Below are 20,711 nucleotides of genomic sequence, written 5' to 3' on the forward strand. Positions count from 1 at the left end.
CCAAAGACACATAGATACTTTATAAAAGAACCTAAGATCAATAAATCTTAGGTTCACCTAAATAATAACCTTGAGCAAGGTCAATCTTCATATTCTTAAAGAAATTGTATTCTTCCCTGGTCTCAATTCCTTCTGCAAGTATAATTATATCTCTGGATCTTAGTTCATCTATTATTTCTTTTACAATATGCTGCTTGTTAAAATCTTTATCCACACCGGATACAAATTTCCTATCGATCTTAACAAGGTCAGGTCTGTAAAAATCAAGACACTCTTTATCTATGTTAGTTCCGGTACCAAAATCGTCAATTGCCACTAATGGAGTAGCACCTTCTATATTAAAGGCAACTTTCTTCATTTCCCAGGCATATTTTTCGAGTTTTGTATACTCAAGCATTTCATATACCAGGCGATTCATCATTTTTTCGCCGCCAAGCGCTGCAACCTGTTTAGTCTGCTCTATCCTCATGCACACTGACGGAAAAGAATTCATGAAAAGCTTACCTTCAAGCCCCGCCTCCATAAAATGCTTTGTTCCATAATAGTTTGTTATTTCCTCTATCTGAAAGAGCCTGTCCATACCTACTACAGCCTTGATAAACTCAATAGGAGTATAAGGCTGTGGCCTCATCAGTGCCTCATAACCATAGATCGAATTATCCGAAATCCTAAAAATTGGTTGATACGCAAATTTAATCTCTTGTGGATTATCCAGCAGATACTCAACCGTAACTTCCTTGTTATTCATTAAAACCCTTTTCTAAAAATAAAACCCTTTTCACTCAAAATAAACAAAACATTAGAAATATATCAGTTTTTTTAAATTAATTCAAGCACAATTTATTTCAATGAAAAAACTTCCCACTTCAGGGCAATCACCCCTAGTGAGAAGTTCTTAAAATCACTTATTGTTCAGTTATTTTGCCAAGCGCCTCTGAAAACAAACTGATATAGCACAGACTTATAAGGCACCCACCGAGAATATCAGTAAACCAGTGAACACCGCAAACAAGTCGCCCGATCACAGTCAGCGCTATGATCACAAGGCATACAATCTTACATACTTTAACAGTTTTTTCGTTCTTAAGATACTTTGGAAGAACATACATCAAAGTTCCAAATATTGTAACGATAAGCATTGTATGTGAAGAAGGGAAAGATGCCTCAACATGCTCAGCACCTTCTTCAATTATAGGTCTGTAGTTCACAATGACTTTTTCAAAAAAAGCATATGTGACAAGAACAACAGCATAGAGGCCGCCAAGGCAGAGAATTTCTCTGTCAACCTTAGCTATACTCTTTCCCTTGATGAGCTGGATCATTCCAAGGCAGGCAAAAACTGCAACAACTAAAATAGCAAGAACTCCAAAAAGTTCTGTGAGTTTATACCATACCATGTTGATTCCAAAAAACTCATGAATAAAGCCGTTGATATGTGAAAGTCCTATAGAAGTATCCTCCGGACCTATAGCTGCTACATCAACTCTTTTCACCAAAAAGATCAGAACAAGAAATGCCCCAAACATAATCCTGGCAAACATATTGCCCTTCTTCTCCATGTTGTCATTTGTTTCCATTATTTTTCTCCTCCTCGTCATTTTCCACTATAATATCCTGTTAATATTACAGTGAAATGACTTTTAAATTACAGTTTTGTAATCATCCCTTCATCAGGTCAAAAATACTGATCTGATTGGAATCAGGTATATCACCCAAAAGTCCCATGTCGGCCATCTTTTCAAGTACAGTCTGAGGACATTTGGTTCTTGCCTTAAAGTCATCCTTGGATAAGAATGGACCATCTTTTGCAGCTTCAACAATCTGATCGGCAGCTTTTTCACCCATACCATCGATACTTGTAAGCGCTGGCATGATCTTATCTCCGATAACCTGGAAGTCTCTGGACTTAACCTTAAAGATATCTATAGGAAGGAATTCAATTCCACGCTCATACATTTCCTCTACAAGTCTCATATCACCATACTCAGCCTGCTGTGCATTTGTGAGTTCATCCTTTTTATTGTTGTACTCACGCATGATAGCTCTTAAGTGATTTTCACCCTGGCACATATGCTCGTAGTTAAAGGCCTTTGCTCTGATACTAAACCAGGCAGCATAGAAAGCCTGCGGAACATATACTTTGAAATATGCAATTCTCCAGGCCATCATAACGTAAGCTGCGGCATGAGCCTTAGGGAACATGTACTTGATCTTTTCGCAGGACCAGATATACCAGTCAGGAACACCGTGATCTGTCATATCCTTCTTCCAGTCAGCCCAGTTACTCTCTTTTCCCTTGGCAACCTTTCCTTTTCGAACAGCTTCCATGATCTTGAAGGATTCTGACTTATCCAGTCCCTTCTGGATCAGATAGATCATAATATCATCTCGACAACAGATGCAGGTATCAATTGTCGCTTTGCCTTCCTGGATAAGAGTCTGCGCATTACCAAGCCAAACGTCTGTACCGTGTGACAAACCGGAAATTCTTATAAGGTGGGACAATGATGAAGGTCCCGCATCAATAACCATCTGCATGGCAAAATCTGTACCAAACTCAGGAAGTCCCAGACATCCAAGCTTTGTTCCACCAATCTGATCAGGAGTGATATTAAGAGCCGTAGTGTTCATGAAAAGGCTCATAACATTTTTGTCATCAAGTGGCACCGTCTTTGGGTCAAGCCCCGTACAATCCTGCAGGAATCTGATCATAGTAGGATCATCGTGTCCGAGAATATCAAGCTTTAGCAGGTTGTGGTCAATAGAGTGATAATCATAATGAGTCGTAATGGTCGCTGTTGTCATATCATTGGCCGGATGCTGCACAGGACAGAAAGAGTTAATATCTTCACCCACAGGCAAAACTATGATTCCACCGGGATGCTGACCTGTTCCTCGCCTTATACCGGTACAGCCCTGAACGATTCTGTTGATCTCACATTTTCTCTTGCTGGCTCCGATTCCGTCGTAATATTTTTTTACAAAACCATAAGCTGTCTTATCCGCAAGAGAAGCTATTGTTCCCGCTCTGAAAGTCTGTCCGTAACCAAAAATAACTTCAGTATACTTATGAGCTTTAGACTGATACTCACCAGAGAAGTTAAGGTCAATATCAGGCTCCTTATCACCCTTAAATCCAAGGAATGTCTCGAAAGGAATATCAAATCCATCCTTGTTCATCATGGCTCCGCACTTAGGGCATCTCTTATCAGGCATATCACAGCCTGAATTACCGCCATACTTAAGCACTTCCTCAGAATCAAAGTCACTGTATTTGCACTTAGGGCACACATAGTGCGGACTAAGCGAATTAACTTCCGTGATACCTGATGTAAATGCGACAAAGGAGGAACCTACAGATCCTCGAGAGCCAACCAGGTAACCATCTTCATTGGACTTCCAAACAAGCTTCTGGGCGATGATATACATAACCGCGAAACCGTTCTTTATAATTGAGTTAAGCTCTCTCTCAAGTCGCTCCTGAACTATTTCAGGAAGATTTTCACCATATATCTCATGGGCCTTGTCATAACAGATCTTTGTGAGGATCTCATCACTGTTTTCAATGACAGGGGCACACTTATCAGGTCTTACCGGTGATATGCTCTCGCACATATCAAGGATCTTCCTGGTATTATCTATAACAATTTCTTTTGCCTTTTCGCCACCGAGATAATCAAATTCCTCCATCATCTCGTCAGTAGTCCTTAGGAAAAGAGGTGCAGGCTCTTCATCATTCATACCCTTTCCAGCCATGATGATCGTTCTGTATATCTCATCCTCAGGATTTAAGAAATGGGCGTCGCAGGTAGCAACAACAGGTTTGTTGAACTGCTCGCCAAGCTTAACTATTTCTTTGTTGATCTCTCTTATGTCGTCGTCACTGTTGATGTCTTCATATCGCTCTGAATCCACCATGAAATGGTTGTTACCCACAGGCTGGATCTCAAGATAATCATAAAAATCAACAATTCTTGCTATCTCTTCAGGTGGTCTTCCCTCTACAACTGCTCCATAAAGTTCGCCGGCACAGCATGCACTTCCTATGATCAGCCCTTCCCTGTGCTTCATAAGTTCGCTCTTTGGTATCAGAGGGAATCTTCTGAAATAATCCACATGAGACTCACTTACAAGGGTATAGAGGTTAACTCTTCCCAACGTATTTTTTGCCAGAATAATGCAATGATTGGGGCGGAGGTGCCTTATCATCTCTTTTGTTGGCTTACCGAGAATATTGACATCAGTAAGCGTTACAGCTTTCTGCTCCTCCAACATAGGAAGGAATTTATTGAAAATAAGCGCAGTACACTCAGCATCATCAACAGCTCTGTGGTGATGCTCAAGCACAACTCCCAAAGTCTTGGCAACAGCATCAAGTGTATGCTTGGCCTGAAGTGGGAAGAAATATCTTGACAGCCATAAAGTATCAACAGTTGTATAATCCGCAGGAATGCCAAGTTCAAGGCAATTCTGATTTATAAAGCTTATATCAAATCCAACATTATGTCCTACTAAGACTGCATCCTTACAAAACTCCACAAACTTAGGAATGATGACTTCCCTTGTTGGAGCATCCATTACCATTTCATCGGTGATACTTGTAAGTTTTTCAATTCTATAAGGAATTGGAACCTGAGGATTTATGAATTCAGAGAATCTCTCAATTATCTCCCCATTTCTTACCTTTACGGCACCGATCTCAATGATCTTATTTTTTATAGGAGAAAAACCTGTGGTCTCAATATCGAATACAACAAAGGTTGTATCTCTAAGTGGCTGGCCCTTGTCATTTACAACAATTTCCTTAAGGTCGTCAACAAGATACGCCTCTACTCCCAGGATCAGTTTAAAGAAATCCTGCCTCTCTATAGGTGGCTCACCGGCTTCTTTTCTTCTCTTTTTCTCATCATTAAAGAGGTCTTCCCAAACATGGTTGGCATCTGTAAGAGCCTGAACAACGCCGTGGTCTGTTATTGCAATACCGGGCATTCCCCATTTGTAGGCCTGCTTAACTATATCCTTAACTTCAGAAACGCCATCCATATCACTCATCTTGGTATGGCAATGAAGTTCTACTCTTTTTACTTCCGCCCTGTCTACTCTCTTTGTAGTAAAATCAGGGATCTTTTTTACTCCGACTATAGACTGAAGAGACAGCTCATGGTCAAACTTATCAACAGCAGCAATACCCTTGATCTTAAGGAAAGCTCCGGGTTTAATATCCTTTGTGATATCAGGAACATCCTCTGTTTTTACAAACATCTTTACAGTGATAGAATCTGTAAAGTCAGTAATGTCAAAGATCATGATACTCTTTTCATTTCTGATATCTCTCTGATCATAAGCTGTAACCTTACCGTGAACTGTAACTTCACCAAGCTCTCCTATAAGGTCGGAAAGCTTCATGGTTTCATCATCAAAGTCCCGGCCGAATACAACATCAGGATTGTCACTTCGCTTGTAGCTGCCGCCAAAGTCTCTCTTTGGAGTCCACTTGCCTTTTGAAAATCCAGCCTTTGCCCCTTCTGCTGCACTCTTTTGAGGTTCCTCTTTTTTCTGAGCTTTTTCTTCAGCAGCCTTTTCTGCTTTCTTCTCGGCAGCCTGCTTTTTCTTTTCTTCAGACTTCTGCTCAAAGTCCTCAAGCTTCTTGGCCATTTTAACTGATTCATCAGTATAATCAGGCTCTTTTGTTTCCTTCTCTGTATCTACAAATTCAGGAGAAATAGCCACAGACAGTCCGCATCTCTCATTCACGATCTTGGATAAAACTCTGATAAGATCCGGAGCTTTTTTCTTGCCCACTACACTGTTTTCAAGCTGAATAACCACATTTCCATCATCCGGGTATTCAAAATTGGCAGCACGAAAAAGACTATACTCCATATGGTCATAGTCTTTTAACTCCATCTCTATGCTCTCTCTGTAGATATCAAAAAGATTCTGTGGTGTATACTGAGCAGACAGGCTGAACTTCTCATAGATTTTGATAGTCAGATCCTGTCCGTTAAATAACTGCTTTTTTATACCAGTTTCAGTCTTGTAAATATCTGCCTTGTCGATAAGGGCATTACTGGATATATATATTCTGATAAAATCCTGTTTTCTTGTGGTTGAGACCTTAACAACCTCAGTTTGTTCCATAATCTCCTGAGTGCGGTCATCAAGCTTAAGGCCAGGAAAAACCTCGAAAAACTTCTTCCCCATTAAAACTCCTAAATAAAACTACCTCGCCAGAACACGTTAGAACCAGACTATATATTGCTTATCAGTCATTAGAAGGCCACGCGTCAAGTTCCGCCTTAAGAACAGCAAGCAACTGATCTTCAGGCACTTTTTTGATGATCTCGCCGCGCTTAATAAGAAGGCCTTCTCCATCACCGCCTGCAATTCCTATATCAGCCTCTTTTGCTTCTCCAGGGCCGTTTACTGCGCATCCCATAACTGCAACCTTGATGTTAAGAGGATACTTCTGAACCATTGTCTCTACCTGATTGGCAAGGCCGATAAGATCAATCCTTGTTCTTCCACAGGTTGGGCAGGATACAACTTCAATTCCGCCCTTTCTGATATCAAGCGTTCTGAGTATCATTTTGGCTGTTTTTATCTCTTCTACAGGATCGCCTGAAAGAGAAACCCTGATAGTATCTCCAATGCCTTCATTTAAGATAATTCCAAGTCCTACAGAAGACTTGATATTGCCTCCATAAACAGTTCCAGCCTCTGTGATTCCTACGTGAAGAGGATACTTACACTGTTTTGCTAAAAGTTCATGTGCCTTAACACAGAGCATAACGTTAGATGACTTGATGCTGACTACCATGTTATCGTACCCAAGGTCTTCAATGATACCAACCTTGTCAATGGCGCTTTCTACAAGTCCTTCAGCAGTTACACCATGGTACTTCTCAACGAGATTCTTCTCAAGAGATCCGCTGTTAACACCTACACGAATAGGAATATTTCTCTCTTTTGCGCAGGAGACAACAGCTGCAATCCTGTCCTTTGATCCGATGTTTCCCGGATTAATTCTGATCTTGTCAGCACCATTTTCCATGGCCGCTATAGCCATCTTGTAATCAAAATGTATATCTGCAACAAGCGGTATGTGTATCTGCTTTTTTATCTCTCCAAGAGCCTTAGCTGCCTCGATATTGGGAACTGTGCATCTGATAATATCACAGCCTGCTTCTTCAAGTCTTTTTATCTGAGCAACCGTTCCCTCTACATCTTCAGTCCTTGTATTGGTCATGGACTGAATAAGGATTGGGTTTCCTCCACCGATTACCCTGTCTCCTATATGTACAACCTTTGTATTATCTCTATATGCCATACATTTCATCCTTTCTTTATCTTCAAATGTCAGTACGATCTTGCATATAAACATGCAAATCGTATGCCGCTTGACGGATTACCTTGTAAACTTTGTAATATCATTAAAGAGCACGAATACCATTAATCCCAAAAGTGCAACCATACCGATCATGTGCACAAAACCTTCTTTTTCTGGAGGCACAGGTTTTCCAAAGATAACCTCAATAAACTGGAACACAAGTCTTCCACCATCAAGAGCAGGGAGTGGCAAAAGGTTCATAACTCCAAGATTGACTGACAAAAGAACTGTCAATGACATCATAGTAAGGATTACCGCTGATATTCCAAAAGGCTTAACCTCCTCATAGGCATCATCAACAATCTTGACCATTCCAACAGGTCCTGACACATCGTCTGCTGAAAGCCTGCCTTTTATCAAAAGAGCAAGGCTCCTGTATGTGGTCTTGAAATAATAACGCACCTCATACCAGGCATATTTTAAAGCCGCAGCGCCCTTTATCTCTCCATATTCTCCAAGATAAACACCCATATAGTATCTGCCGGCTTCTTCACTGTACTTAGGAACAAGAGTAGTCTCATGTCTTTCGCCATCTCTCTCATAGACAATATCCATGGGAGAGCCTTCAGCAAACTGAGAGATAAGCGTAACTTCTCCTGCCATATATACCTTTTCGCCATCGACACTTATGATCTTATCTCCGGCCTGAAGTCCAGCCTCAGCTGCAGCAGAATCCTCAGTCAACTGATTTATAACAGGAAAATTCCAGGCTGAAAAGCTTACAAGAATTACTGCAAGCAAATAAGCTATGATAAAGTTTGCAAAAGGTCCGGCAAAAAGAGTTGCTATCCTGCGCCAAACCGGTGCGTTTAAAAAAGAATGCTCATCATAGGTCTCATTTTCTTCTGCAACGGGATCCATCCCATCAAATACACAGGCGCCACCAATAGGTAATAGCTTTATGCTGTAAAGAGTCTCACCCTTTTGCTTTTTCCACAGAGTAGGTCCCATTCCAACAAAAAACTCATTAACTCTGATTCCACCTGCCTTGGCTATTATAAAATGACCAAATTCATGAGATGTAACAAGTATTCCGAAGATTATAAAGAATATAATAATGCTGATTATCATATGTTATATTTTCCTCCAAGAAACTCATAGGTCTCTTTTTCTGCCAAAAGAATCGCATCAACATCAGGATTATCAACCCTTTTATGATGCTCCATTGCCTCTTCGATCATGTCATATATCTCAAGGTATCGTATATCACCCTTTAAGAATCTGCGAACCGCCATTTCATTGGCTGCGTTAAATACTGTTGGCATACTTCCACCTTCATACGCAGCATCAAAAGCAAGCTTAAGTCCCCTGAATGTTTCTATGTCAGGTTTCTCAAAAGTCAGGCTTCCAAGTTCAAACAGATCAAGTCTCTTTTCAGCCATAGGCCTTCTGTCCGGGTAAAAAAGAGCATACTGAATAGGAAGTTTCATATCAGGCACACCAAGCTGAGCAATGACAGCTCCATCTACGTACTGAACAGCACTGTGAACAATACTCTGTGGATGAACAAGCACCTGTATATTATCAAGGCTCACATCAAAAAGCCATCTGGCCTCCATGACCTCAAGTCCCTTATTAACAAGTGAAGAAGAATCAATGGTTACCTTTGGCCCCATATCCCAGTTAGGATGCTTTAAAGCATCTGCAGCAGTCATATTCTCAAGTTCAGCCTTTTTCTTTCCTCTAAAAGGACCGCCACTGGCTGTCAAAAGAATTTTCTCAACTTTATCCTTTGGCTCTCCGTTAAGTGACTGGAAAATAGCGCTATGCTCACTATCTACAGGAAGAATCTTTACTCCCATCTTTGCAGCAAGTGGCATTATGATATGTCCTGCGCAAACAAGGGTCTCTTTGTTGGCAAGAGCAATATCTTTTCCGCTCTCTATAGCTTTTATTGTTGGTCTTATTCCAATCATTCCTACTACGGCAGTAAGAACAGTATCAGCCTCAGGTACGGATACGATTTCAAGTAATCCTTCCATACCGCTGTATACTTCTATGTCAATGTCAGAAAGTCTCTGTTTCAGATCTTTTGCAGCGTTTTCATCAAACATGCAAACATATTTTGGTTTAAACTCTCTGACCTGTTTTTCCACCATCTCGACTCTGGTGTTTGCAGCAAGACCGACTACTTCCAGTTCTTTGCTGTTATTTCTTACAACATCCAAAGTCTGTGTTCCAATGGAACCTGTACTTCCAAGTAAAACTATCTTTCTCATTTTTTCTCCTCAAATAACGAAGCAATTTACATTTATAAAAATATATACGCCGTATTAGAATATTTCACTAATACAGCGCTTATTATACGAATATTGATTAAAAATGTGAAATCATAACTACTGCCAAAAAATAAATACATGGTATCACAAAGATTACGCTGTCAAAGCGGTCCATTATTCCGCCGTGTCCAGGGATCAGATTGCCATAATCTTTAATATCATGATCTCTTTTTATTCCGGAAGCAAGCAAATCGCCAAGCTGAGCAATTATGCTTCCAATAAATGTGATCAGCATAAGCATATAGATCACATTCACATTGTGGACTTCATTTCTGTATAAAAGGTATCCGAAAACAGCTCCTACCGCAACTGATCCCAGTATCCCTCCTATAGCTCCCTCAATGGTCTTCTTGGGAGAAAGAATCGGTGCCATCTTATGTTTGCCAAATGCTCTTCCTGCAAAGTATGCACAGGTGTCGCACACCCAGGCGATAAAAGGAATCCACGCCAGATACTTTCCATATGGGCGAAGTCTAAGCAAATATACAAAAGACATGTTCACCGGAGCATACACAAAGCAAAAGAAAGCCGCCATAGCCTGCATGGACTTGAACTTTGGAAAGTTCACAACATAGCAGACCATTAGTAAAAAGAAGGCAAACATGATTGAAAAAATGTAGTATTTATGAGTTCCTATCAAAAGCATCTGGATATAATGAACTACTATCGCAATATATCCACAGATCTCCAAAATACTGAATTTGCCATCTTCCTGATGCACTCCGGTTGCCCTTGTAAGCTCAAAATAGCTGATAAGAGAAACCGCAAACAGTACCGCTGCCAAAATGATTCCACCGGGAATAAGCACTCCGGCAAGTACTAATCCAATAACAACACCACTTAAAACCCTTGTTTTCAATTTTTACACCAGCCTATATTGATCAGTTTTTGAGTCCGCCAAACTTACGATTGCGCATGCCATATGATTCAACAGCAAGTTCAAGCTGTGTCTTATCAAAATCAGGCCAAGCCACAGGAGTATAATAAAACTCTGTGTAAGCACACTGCCAAAGCAGGAAATTGGATATCCTCTGTTCGTTGCAGGTTCTTATCATAAGATCAGGATCTGGGAGGAAATTGGTATCAAGGTTTGCTCCTATCATATCCTCTGTAATTTCCTCAGGATTTACTTCGCCATCCTTAACTTTCTGAGCTATCTTCTTAACAGCTCGTCTTATCTCATCCCTGCTGCCATAGTTGATGGCAATAGTAAATGTAAGACCTGTATTTTCTGCTGTTGCCTCTTCAAGCTCCTGAATGGCTTTCTGTATATCCTCAGAAAGAGCCTGTCGCTCACCGATTACACGACAGCGAACATTATTCTTCATTGATTTTTTAATACTTGTCTTCAGGTAATTGCGCAGGATCGTCATGAGGGCAGAAACCTCCGCCTCAGGGCGACTCCAGTTCTCTGTTGAAAACGCGTATACAGTCAGGTATTTTATGCCCATATCTCTGGCAACAACCAGAATATCTTCAACAGCTTTTGCACCCTGCATATGCCCATAATTTCTGGGCATACCCTTTGCCTTGGCCCATCTTCCGTTTCCATCGAGGATTATAGCCACATGGGCGGGAATCTTCTTTTCTTCTTCCATAACCTTATACCGTCATGATCTCTTTATTCTTTTCTTCAACTGCTCCATCGATATCCTTGATAAATTTATCAGTGATCTTCTGAAGCTCGTCGTTAAGATCATTGATCTCATCTTCTGATACTTCTGAGCCCTTAAGTTTCTTAAGCGCATCATTACCGTCACGTCTTACATTACGAACAGCAACCTTGGCATCTTCACCTTTTTTCTTGATATCCTTTGCAAGCTGTTTTCTTCTCTCTTCAGTAAGCTCAGGAAATACAAGACGGATAATAGCACCATCGTTACTTGGAGTAATTCCAAGATCTGATGTCATAAGTGCCTTCTCGATATCCTTGATAAGAGCCTTGTCCCAAGGTGCAATCTGGATAATTCTTGCCTCAGGAACTGAGATGTTACCTACCTGGTTAATAGGTGTAGGTGTTCCGTAGTAATCAACCTTGATCTTATCAAGAACATGTGGATTAGCTCTTCCTGCACGGATAGATGCAAGATCCTCTTTCAAAAAGTCAAATGACTTCTGCATTTTGTCATTATACTCTTTTAACTTTTCATTCATACCTTAATCTCCTTAAAATGTGATATCAGTCAACAGTAACTGTTGTTCCATTGAAATTGCCATCAGCAGCCTTAACAATGCTGTTTTCTTCCTGAAGAGCAAACACTCTCATAGCAACCTTGTTGTCTCTTGCAAGAATTGAAGCAGTCATATCGACAACCTGAAGGTTCTTGGCAATAACCTCATCGATAGTAACTGTATCATATCTCTTTGCATCAGGGTTCTTGGCCGGATCGCTGTCATAAACACCGTCAATTGCCTTGGCAAGAAGGATATAATCCGCTTCAACTTCGATAGCACGCAGTACCACGCCTGTATCAGTTGAGAAATATGGATGTCCGGTTCCTCCTGCAAAAAATACAACCATACCTTTTGCGAAGTACTTGTTTGCTCTGTCTTTTGAGAAGAGCTTTGTAAATGAACCACACTCAAAAGGTGTAAGAATATTTGTCATCATTCCTTCGCTTCTGAATATCTCAGAAACATAGATGCAGTTCATTATTGTGGCAAGCATTCCAATCTGGTCAGCCTTGACTCTGTCAATGCTTTCACTGCTTCTGCCTCTCCAGAAATTGCCACCACCAATAACGATACCAACTTCTACGCCTTTATCAGCAAGTTCCTTAACCTGAAGTGCCACCTTTCTTACTGTAGCTTCATCAAAACCGGTCTTTTTGTCCCCAGCAAGTGCTTCACCGCTGAGCTTTAATAGTATTCTCATAATTTCTCCATTTTAATATTTGATTATCTGTTTTTAAGTCCCTCAAAGAACTCTGAAGGATTAACATCTGCATAAGCCTGTGAGCACATACCTTCGATAACTGCACCGTTGTTGATCTGTACTGACTGAGACTTGATGTTACCCATAACAATTGCTGTTGTATCTAAAACTACAGGACCATGTACATCGATATCGCCCTTTACAGCACCTGCGATAACAGCGCTTGATCCGAAGATGTTTCCAACGATAACTGTGCTCTGGCCAACCTTTACACTGCCCTTACTCTTAACTTCACCTGTAATTCTTGCTGACTCAGCATAAATCTCTGCTGCGTCTGAATCACCTACGATCTCACCTGTAACATTAAGTTTGCCAAGGCACTTGATATTACCTGTAACCTTACCGATAAGATCAAGAGATCCTGTTGTCTGCAAGTCACCTGTTATGACCATACCCTCAGTAATGCTTGCTGTTTCATCTGTTGGTGTCTGCTGTTCAAAGTCCATCATTTCATTCCCCCCATTGTTTGTATTATTTTCAGAAACTGTTGTCTCTGCAATATACTCATTTGCATTTGCTGCCGCTACCATTTCAATAGCACTTACAGGAGCTTCTTCTTTTACTTCAGCTGCTGTCTGCTCCTCGATCTTTTCTTCGAGAGCTTCCACTTCCTCGCTTACAGAAAGCTCTTCTGTAGTTTCTTCCTGAACAGGTTCTATTACAGCCTCTTCTTCAAGAACAGGCTCTGAGATTTCCTCTTTAACCTCTTCCTTTTCAGGTGCCTCATCAAGTTTGATATCATCGATACGGTCGAGCATACTTCCGATATCTACCTTCTCGCGGTCAGCCCCCTTCTTGGCTGATTCCTCTGCCCCATTTTCATTATCAAGACCCGCTGTCTCATCAAGCTTATCTTCCGGCATCAGTGTGTTCACTGCCTGAGAAAGATCGCTCTTAAGCTCAGAAAAAAATCCCATCCTGATATCCTCCATTCGCACTTTTTCTATTATTATTTTTTGATATGTTGAACCGGTAACGTATCCTCTGTTATCGGTACTATCACTGTGTCATCCATTGCCTGTACAGCTTCTATTATCTCAGGCAAAGCTTCAACTGTATGCTTTTTATCGGCTGCGTCATGCATAAGAACCACGCAGTGCTTAAACTTAGGAATATTGTTCACTATGTTGGCGTAAACAGTATCCTTAGTGGCTCCGGACTTATCATCACCGGCTGATACATTCCAGTCAAAAAAAGTAACCTTTTGCTCATCAAGGTAAGCTGTCAGTTCACTCATATCAACCTTGCTGACTCCGTTAGAGCTTCCTCCCGGAAACCTGTAAAACTCAGGCCAGACGCCTGTGGTCTGATACAAAAAGACTCGAAGCTGTTCAAAATCCTCTTTAAAAGAATCCAGAGAAGCATAGATCTGACTGTATTTGTGACTATAGGAATGCATTCCCAAAGTATGACCATCTTCAACAATGCGCTTATAAAGCTCTGTGTATCTGGTGTCAGGCTTTCCACAGACAAAGAATGTAGCCTTGACATTGTACTGATCAAGTATATCAAGTATCTCATCCGTAGAAGAGCTTGGCCCATCATCAAATGTAAGATACACATAGCGCGTTCCCTCAATATCTTCAGGGTTCTGCGCTCCGCTTATATATATATCCGAATAATCCGTCTCAAATTCTTCTGTCAAAGGCTCGCTGTCACTTACAACTTTATCGGAGGTATTAACCGTTTCATTCCCCCCTGCCAAAATAGACATTTCATCGCCAAATCTGTCTCTGTACCACTCAAGGTCTACTTTATTCTGATCATATGCAGATTTAAGCCTGTCATATCTGATTGCCAGTATCACACAGATACATGTAGGCACAAGACATGCAGCAGCGACAGTGATAAGTATCATTCGCCGTAAATTACGTATTCTTTTACTATATACCTTTTTAGGTTTGTCTAAACCCATTACAAATAAAAATCTCTTTCTGTAATTATATATAATCAACGTATAGTATAGCATAGAATCTGAAAGTCAAAAAGATGTTTTTAGGCATTAAATAGGCATAAAAAAAGCCTGATCAAATTGACCAGGCTCTAAAATCAAAGGTTAGAAAGTCTGCTCGGTGTCAAAACCGGCGGATATATATGTAATTATGTAGTTGTCATAGTCAGAGGCATTTAAACCTATCATCTGTGAATTGGTGCTTCCACCGTGGAAAGTATATCCTACATCAGCGATATTTACAGTATCAAAAGCAACTGCTCTGCCGTTTTTTGTGAAAAGAGTTCTGACTCCTACGCCCTGGATGTCTTTTTCCGAATAATTGGTTGCACTTACCTCTATGCACTTTTCTTTTGCATTCGTGTCTATATCCACCATGTTATAAGTGCAGTTGTCAGTTTCTGCTACATTAAGGTCATATGAAAAAGTTGCTCCGCCCTTTATATTCTCGTTTAAAAACTGTCCGTAAAGAATAAACTGCTGCCCGTCTTTTACTGCATCTGCCCTGTCGTGAACAAGCGAAACCACACTTTTCTTTGAATCTGTAGCAGAAAAATCTGCATTTATCTCCACATCTCTTCCGGTATTGTTGGTTGCAACCAAAACATAATATGTGCACCAGTCAAATTTATCCGGAATGATGTATTCATCTTCGATCGTAATGCCATTTTCTAAATTTCCGGCAGCATATACAACATTTGAAGGAAATACGCATTTATTAACACCAAACAGGATAAGTAAAGACATTCCCACAGTAGATAAAATAGAAAAAATCTGCTTTTTCATGACCATTTCCTCCATCAAAATTATTTTTTGATAGTATTAATTATCATGTAAAAGCAGATTTTTTTCGAGTACCCAGAGCCATTTTTAATGCTTTTTTAACCTTTATAAATTATCTATAAAGCGCCATTTTATGCGATCTAGATGTAGTATGTCACTCCTTGTGGACCACAGAATATCCACCCATATTTTCCACAATATAATTGCCCTCATCTTCAAAAAGAGATACCTCAGAGCTTGCTACCACAAACACTGTATTTGCATACTCCTGCGCATCAAAATTCTCAGGAATATCAGCAAAAACGAAGTTTCCAAAACTCTTTGCTGTCCTGAACATTGCTTCATCGTCGTAATATTCAACAGTTTCATTAAACAAAACCGGATCATAATCCGTATAATAAAGAGCCACGATAAATGGTGCAGAAAGGCCTTCATAGGTAGAATAGATCTGTCTGTCATCACCTGCAATCTCATAGGCCCTTGCTATGGCATCTCCATAAGTTGGCATGAAAATACTGATCACATTGCTGTTAAAGCCGGTAAAATAGTCTTTCACAAAAGAGATATCTGCAAGCAGGATCACAGACAAAAGAGCTATGGCAAGCTTCTTACTGTTTGAAAGAATAAAGTCAAAACCTCTTACAAAGGCATAAATAAGCGGAATAAACAAAGTTACCATTCTGCTTATGTCAGTTTCTACAGCTATGGACAAAATCACATTGGCAATGAGAAATGCCGCAAAAGCAGCATTTTTGCAAAGATATTCCGTATCTTCCTGTGTTTTTCTCTTAAGCCCTTTGAAAAAATCCCTAAATACAACAAAAAATCCAATAAAAGTAACAGGGAAAGTAAACTCAAATAAAGTTGCATACCCCGGATAAAAATGACAGAGCATGTCTTCATCATTGCCCACCGTCAAAACAAGCCCCAGGACTTTCAGGTTATTTAGCAGCTTTCCGGGAAGCGAAGAATCAAGTGTAAGGAAAACCTCTCCGCTTCTTGTAGCCGTAAGCTTATTTATGCAGAAATAATCAGTTACAATTTCCGGAAGTCCCAGATAATTCACTGCATAGAACAAAAACAGGGGCATGAAGATGATCATGAACACCAGACCGGAAATTAAAAGCTCTTTTACGTTAAGAGTCCCTTTTAAGAGTGCATAGATACAGGCAATCACGATAAACATAGGAATTATCATTGTTCCCGCACCATATCCGTACATTCCAACCGCCAAAAGAGCCGCACTAAGCGCAAAGCTTTTTGCAGTTCTTTTTCTCAAAGCCACAAGGAAAGTATAGAGTCCTATTATCTGAAGAAATGGCATTATATTGCTGTCAAGGCTCCATCTGCTCAGGATCACATGCCAGGGACACACTGCCAGAAAGGCGGTTCCCACAATTGAAAGTGTATTCTTTTTCCCTGCAAATAAAGAAGCTGAAAAAATCTCTTTTAGCACAAAGAAAAAAACAAATACTGTTGCAATCCCTAAAATTGCCGGAAGGAGTCTTAATTTCACAATACCTGTTCCAAAGAGCTTTACCGATATCATATTAAGGTAGATCATAAGCTCACTGTTTCCGCCGCTTCCAAAGGCAAGAGGGTGAACGGGATATGCATAGCCATTTCTGTCCACGCCGTATTTTGCAAGCGCAAAGGCCTCATATCCTATCGAAGCCTCATCCTGCTGAAGTCCGTTTGGAATGCTTCCCAGTAAAAAGAGCCTTAGAAATGTGGCAATACCTATCGTGACAGCCAAAAGAATATGCGTTGTCTTATCAGAAAGATCGCTCACTTTGCCTTCGTTTGTGCTTTTCTTTTTAGAAATAACAACAGCTGCTGCGCAGAAAAGAACGCATGCAGCTGTCATTATATAATTGTAATAGTCAATTATTCTCATTTTTATCTCGCATTCATAGCAGCGTTCCAATCAGCTATTCCCATGATAGAAGCTGCTCTTTGTATATAAGTTCCGGAATTTGGCCCATTCATCTGCTGATAGAATTCAAAAGCAAGCTTCCTTGTTCCATCCTGCTTAGAAAGTCCAACAGACAATCCCTGTGATACCTCTAAAGGATAATCTGTCTGCCTGTTAAATGCAATAAGTTTAATGTACTGATTAGTCGCAACTCTCTGATAAGCATAGACAATTGCTGCTGCCTGAGCTTCTTCTCCCTGGGTTGAAGTATATCCAACCTCAGTCAAAAGAATTGGCCTCACCGCGCCTTTTGTATTTCTCATTGCAGGCTGACACATATAATCAGTGAGCTGCTCTATATTCTCCATGGACAGATATGGTGTGTTGATATCGCGCCTTATCATGGCCTGTGCCGCTTCATTTTTTGGACTCCAGAAAGTAGTCCAGGTCATGGGATAATTGTAGGGATGCTCAGCAAGTCCCCAGTCGATATTTCCCTGTGCTGTTATGCAGGCATTTATCGCTTCAAGAGTCGCTCTTGCTGAATAATAGGAACCTGTATTGTGGATCTGAGTCCAGTTCTGATCAAGACTTATGCAGACATATGCATTGGCATTTCTGCTCTTTATGGCATTGTAGCAAACTCTTAGTTCATCAGCATATAGCTGCGCATAAGCCATCAGATCATTTACAGTAGAATAATTCCACACATTTTTGGCATTTACTTCATTCCCGATAACCCAGTTATCAACCTGTCCAAAGCCATTCTGACCATTGTATCTGTAGGCAAGATATGAAACAACTGCCTCAAGATACTCAAGGCCCTTGTCCTCTGAAGTGTTCATCATATAGTAGAGCGCTTTTCCGCCTCTTGATGAAGGGGAGATCATAAATTCCTCACCTGCTGCCCTGGGGTTTAGCAAAACAATCGTAACCCCCATCCCCTGCTGCGTGCAGGTTCTGACGCAGTGGTCATACTGACTTAAATATGCCGAATCAAAGTTATAGGTTTTTCCATTATATTCGTAGACAACCTGGCCATTTCCACCAATGACATCTTCCAAATTGATGTTATAAGCGGCCTGCTGAACTCCAAGCTGTGAATTTTCTGTATTTCCATTGCCAATCTTGGCTCCGTCAAGAATAAGACCCTTTTTGCCATTATTTTTTCTGGCGGGAGATGCTGACGCCAGAGCTTCAGGATTTGTAATATACTTGGCCCCTGCCACAGCAACATATTGTCCGCCCTGCAGCACAGCAACCTGGAACTTGTCATAAAGCCTGCAATCTGCTGTTTTGTTGTTTAGAGGAACCTGAAAAGCTACCGATCCGCCCATAGCTGCCGAAGCAATTGGTGCTCCTGCTACTGTACCCTGATATGGTTTTTCAGAGAAAAGATAGAACTTGCCATCATCAGAATCCGGCAGATCTGATGCCGATACACTGATATTGACATTGCTACCGTTTATGGTAGCTGAGCCGATGGATACAGCTCCAACACCCTGTGCATTAACAGGAAAACCGGTAAAAGAAAAGACGCCCAGTGCGATAACCGCACCAAAAAGCGCCTGAAGAAATGATGAAAAGAATTTCTTTGCCATAAATAACCCCACATTATTTTATGATTTTACGTCAAACGCATTTATATCATAAGTGAAAGCTAACTTTATGGCAAATGATTTCTTTTCTTTTTTATTGTATTAATGCTTATCTCCAAAAAAATACTGTTCAATTGGCCTTCTAAGAATTGCTGCAAGTGGCCAGATGATCCATGAAGATCCCCAGCTGAAAGTAAAGAAACTCCAAATTATATAGATACAAAGAACTGATTTCCAGTAGTCCTTTACCATAGCTCTAATGAAATTCTTCACCTTTTTCTCAGTTGAATCTGATGATTGTTCAGGCTTATCATAAGAATTATATGATCTGTTCTTATTTACATTATCAACAACTTCCCCTGTAACCCGTTCTATATTCACACTCTCCTCAGAGCCATATTGAGATGATCTTGAATATGTATAAGCACTTTCGCCTGACGCTGTATTTGAAGCTGCACTATGATCTGAACCGGATGAGTTGTTTGATGTATCAGCAAATTGCTGCCTACTCTCCTGAGCAAATACCTTCTTATTCAGTGAAAGAAGCTTTTTATAAGCCCTGTTTCTGCCACTTGAAAATACTATAAGGAACACGCCTACAGCTACAAGAGTAAACAACATAGAAGGTCCAACTCCATCTGAAATAATCGGTATATCCAGTGCAGTATTAAGAGCTATAACCGGTATCACACTTACAATACATAGCATGATTCCAACTGCCAGTATCATTCCACTTGCGGTCTGGCTTTCCTCTTTTTCAGTTTTCAGATAATCAATAGTCTCATCGTCGATATAACAAGGCTGTTTTCTTAAAAAGCTCCAGCTTTTGGTCATATAACTTGAAAAAACAATGAATCCAACACCTATTGCCGCGCATAGGAACATGAATGCTACTCCTATTCCGGTAAAAAATTCCAAACCGGTAGCTGATGCTACTGAATCTAATAGAATCGGTCCTGCAGGCGACAAAATGCAGAGCAATATGCCAAGTGAAAGCATAAATCTTCTGGATACAGCAGCATCAACATAATCATCTGCTTCCTGCCTTGAAACATATCTCCTGTCAGATGAAACAATATTGTCAAGGACCTTGTTAAGGCCAAGTCCCTCAGCAAGTTCATCAAGATTTCCAAATTCTGAAATGACAATGCCGATAGCCTCGTTCTCTTTTTTGCCCTCACTTATGAGCTCATTGTACTTATCTTCCATCATTGAATAAAGTTCGTCCTTGGCCCTCATGACCTCAAGAGTCTTTGGAAGATGCTCAAACATACTTTCAAGATATTTTTTTATTGTGTCCATACTTTTCTCCCCATATACTAATCTATTTTCTTAACAAATAATTCTACAACTTCCTTTGTGAGATTCCATTCCTCACATTTTTCCTTATAATACTTTTTTCCGTTTTCTGTGATTCTGTAATAAGTGCGCTTCTTACCATTTTCAGCGTTCTGAATATAGGATTCAATATAGCCGTTTTTCTCCATTCTGGTAAAAGCAGAGTACAACGTGGTCTCTTTAATTATATATTTATCATTTGAAAGAGCCCTTATTCGTTTTGATATCTCATATCCGTAGGATGGTTCATCCAGCAGAGTAAAAAGAATAATTGTGTCATTGTACCCTCTGATGACATCACTACTGATCTCTACCATTTCATCTACCTCTCCTCCTTACTCAGATTCTATACGATAGTCGTACTACGTCAGTCATGCTATGTCAGTCGTAGTATGTCTGTCATAGTAAATATACAACGTCTGTCGTAGTATGTCAACAGCCTTTATCTCATTTGTCATACTTTCTTGTCATTTCATTCCCCAAATGTATAATCTCAAATCTACTTTACGTGGCGCCAATCTG

17 protein-coding genes are annotated in these 20,711 nt (G+C 40.4%); all 17 read right to left on the reverse strand.

Translation table 11 applies throughout. The features are described from left to right. Positions 1–37: 37 nt before the first annotated feature. The 17 genes from C4S54_RS09525 to C4S54_RS09605 all read right to left on the reverse strand — a co-directional run bounded on the left by C4S54_RS09525 (position 38) and on the right by C4S54_RS09605 (position 20,506). Complete coding sequence (locus C4S54_RS09525; protein ID WP_103869319.1) at positions 38–748, reverse strand: EAL domain-containing protein; 711 nt, start codon at positions 746–748, stop codon at positions 38–40. A gap of 157 nt (positions 749–905) precedes the next feature. Continuing rightward, positions 906–1,577, reverse strand: coding sequence for a phosphatase PAP2 family protein (locus C4S54_RS09530; protein ID WP_160110741.1), 672 nt, complete (start codon positions 1,575–1,577; stop codon positions 906–908). Positions 1,578–1,659: 82 nt separating this feature from the next. Further along, positions 1,660–6,204, reverse strand: coding sequence for a PolC-type DNA polymerase III (locus tag C4S54_RS09535; RefSeq protein WP_103869321.1), 4,545 nt, complete (start codon positions 6,202–6,204; stop codon positions 1,660–1,662). 61 nt (positions 6,205–6,265) lie between these two features. Then, the gene (ispG, locus tag C4S54_RS09540; RefSeq protein WP_278308914.1) at positions 6,266–7,339 is read right to left on the reverse strand and encodes a flavodoxin-dependent (E)-4-hydroxy-3-methylbut-2-enyl-diphosphate synthase; all 1,074 of its coding nucleotides are present in this window, start codon (positions 7,337–7,339) and stop codon (positions 6,266–6,268) included. A 69-nt stretch (positions 7,340–7,408) separates the two neighbouring features. Further along, positions 7,409–8,461, reverse strand: a complete 1,053-nt coding sequence (gene rseP / locus C4S54_RS09545; RefSeq protein WP_103869323.1) for an RIP metalloprotease RseP — start codon at positions 8,459–8,461, stop codon at positions 7,409–7,411. Continuing rightward, positions 8,458–9,609, reverse strand: a complete 1,152-nt coding sequence (locus C4S54_RS09550) for a 1-deoxy-D-xylulose-5-phosphate reductoisomerase (RefSeq protein ID WP_103869324.1) — start codon at positions 9,607–9,609, stop codon at positions 8,458–8,460. Before C4S54_RS09550 ends, rseP begins: the two co-directional genes overlap by 4 nt. 97 nt (positions 9,610–9,706) lie before the next feature. After that, positions 9,707–10,528, reverse strand: a complete 822-nt coding sequence (locus C4S54_RS09555; protein WP_022775550.1) for a phosphatidate cytidylyltransferase — start codon at positions 10,526–10,528, stop codon at positions 9,707–9,709. A gap of 22 nt (positions 10,529–10,550) precedes the next feature. Continuing rightward, positions 10,551–11,267, reverse strand: a complete 717-nt coding sequence (locus C4S54_RS09560; RefSeq protein WP_103869325.1) for an isoprenyl transferase — start codon at positions 11,265–11,267, stop codon at positions 10,551–10,553. A gap of 4 nt (positions 11,268–11,271) precedes the next feature. Further along, positions 11,272–11,823 carry a ribosome recycling factor gene (gene frr, locus C4S54_RS09565; protein ID WP_022775553.1) on the reverse strand — a complete coding sequence of 184 codons (552 nt, stop codon included), beginning with the start codon at positions 11,821–11,823 and terminating at the stop codon, positions 11,272–11,274. A gap of 25 nt (positions 11,824–11,848) precedes the next feature. Continuing rightward, entirely contained in the window at positions 11,849–12,544 is a 696-nt protein-coding gene (gene pyrH, locus C4S54_RS09570; protein WP_022775554.1) for a UMP kinase, read from the reverse strand. Between the two features lie 23 nt (positions 12,545–12,567). Continuing rightward, positions 12,568–13,521 carry a polymer-forming cytoskeletal protein gene (locus C4S54_RS09575; RefSeq protein ID WP_103869326.1) on the reverse strand — a complete coding sequence of 318 codons (954 nt, stop codon included), beginning with the start codon at positions 13,519–13,521 and terminating at the stop codon, positions 12,568–12,570. A 32-nt stretch (positions 13,522–13,553) separates the two neighbouring features. Continuing rightward, a complete protein-coding gene (locus C4S54_RS09580; RefSeq protein WP_160110742.1) occupies positions 13,554–14,519 on the reverse strand; it encodes a polysaccharide deacetylase family protein in 966 nt (321 codons plus the stop codon). A gap of 141 nt (positions 14,520–14,660) precedes the next feature. Continuing rightward, a complete protein-coding gene (locus tag C4S54_RS09585) occupies positions 14,661–15,341 on the reverse strand; it encodes a hypothetical protein (protein WP_103869328.1) in 681 nt (226 codons plus the stop codon). A 151-nt stretch (positions 15,342–15,492) separates the two neighbouring features. Further along, the gene (locus C4S54_RS09590) at positions 15,493–17,235 is read right to left on the reverse strand and encodes an ArnT family glycosyltransferase (protein ID WP_103869329.1); all 1,743 of its coding nucleotides are present in this window, start codon (positions 17,233–17,235) and stop codon (positions 15,493–15,495) included. A 2-nt stretch (positions 17,236–17,237) separates the two neighbouring features. Next, positions 17,238–18,854 (reverse strand): DUF5722 domain-containing protein, encoded by a 1,617-nt coding sequence (locus tag C4S54_RS09595; RefSeq protein ID WP_103869330.1) that lies wholly within the window; start codon positions 18,852–18,854, stop codon positions 17,238–17,240. Between the two features lie 99 nt (positions 18,855–18,953). Continuing rightward, positions 18,954–20,153, reverse strand: a complete 1,200-nt coding sequence (locus C4S54_RS09600) for a permease prefix domain 1-containing protein (protein ID WP_103869331.1) — start codon at positions 20,151–20,153, stop codon at positions 18,954–18,956. Positions 20,154–20,170: 17 nt separating this feature from the next. Continuing rightward, a complete protein-coding gene (locus C4S54_RS09605; RefSeq protein WP_022775564.1) occupies positions 20,171–20,506 on the reverse strand; it encodes a PadR family transcriptional regulator in 336 nt (111 codons plus the stop codon). Between the last annotated feature and the right edge of the window lie 205 nt (positions 20,507–20,711).

This window comes from Butyrivibrio sp. Su6, assembly GCF_900108105.1.
Taxonomy (GTDB): domain Bacteria; phylum Bacillota; class Clostridia; order Lachnospirales; family Lachnospiraceae; genus Butyrivibrio.

Coding starts and splice junctions, on each gene's coding strand:
- C4S54_RS09525 (WP_103869319.1), bottom strand. CDS start 748: ATGAATAACAAGGAAGTTACGGTTGAGTATCTGCTGGATAATCCACAA.
- C4S54_RS09530 (WP_160110741.1), bottom strand. CDS start 1,577: ATGGAAACAAATGACAACATGGAGAAGAAGGGCAATATGTTTGCCAGG.
- C4S54_RS09535 (WP_103869321.1), bottom strand. CDS start 6,204: ATGGGGAAGAAGTTTTTCGAGGTTTTTCCTGGCCTTAAGCTTGATGAC.
- ispG (WP_278308914.1), bottom strand. CDS start 7,339: ATGAAATGTATGGCATATAGAGATAATACAAAGGTTGTACATATAGGA.
- rseP (WP_103869323.1), bottom strand. CDS start 8,461: ATGATAATCAGCATTATTATATTCTTTATAATCTTCGGAATACTTGTT.
- C4S54_RS09550 (WP_103869324.1), bottom strand. CDS start 9,609: ATGAGAAAGATAGTTTTACTTGGAAGTACAGGTTCCATTGGAACACAG.
- C4S54_RS09560 (WP_103869325.1), bottom strand. CDS start 11,267: ATGGAAGAAGAAAAGAAGATTCCCGCCCATGTGGCTATAATCCTCGAT.
- frr (WP_022775553.1), bottom strand. CDS start 11,823: ATGAATGAAAAGTTAAAAGAGTATAATGACAAAATGCAGAAGTCATTT.
- pyrH (WP_022775554.1), bottom strand. CDS start 12,544: ATGAGAATACTATTAAAGCTCAGCGGTGAAGCACTTGCTGGGGACAAA.
- C4S54_RS09575 (WP_103869326.1), bottom strand. CDS start 13,521: ATGGGATTTTTTTCTGAGCTTAAGAGCGATCTTTCTCAGGCAGTGAAC.
- C4S54_RS09580 (WP_160110742.1), bottom strand. CDS start 14,519: ATGGGTTTAGACAAACCTAAAAAGGTATATAGTAAAAGAATACGTAAT.
- C4S54_RS09585 (WP_103869328.1), bottom strand. CDS start 15,341: ATGAAAAAGCAGATTTTTTCTATTTTATCTACTGTGGGAATGTCTTTA.
- C4S54_RS09590 (WP_103869329.1), bottom strand. CDS start 17,235: ATGAGAATAATTGACTATTACAATTATATAATGACAGCTGCATGCGTT.
- C4S54_RS09595 (WP_103869330.1), bottom strand. CDS start 18,854: ATGGCAAAGAAATTCTTTTCATCATTTCTTCAGGCGCTTTTTGGTGCG.
- C4S54_RS09600 (WP_103869331.1), bottom strand. CDS start 20,153: ATGGACACAATAAAAAAATATCTTGAAAGTATGTTTGAGCATCTTCCA.
- C4S54_RS09605 (WP_022775564.1), bottom strand. CDS start 20,506: ATGGTAGAGATCAGTAGTGATGTCATCAGAGGGTACAATGACACAATT.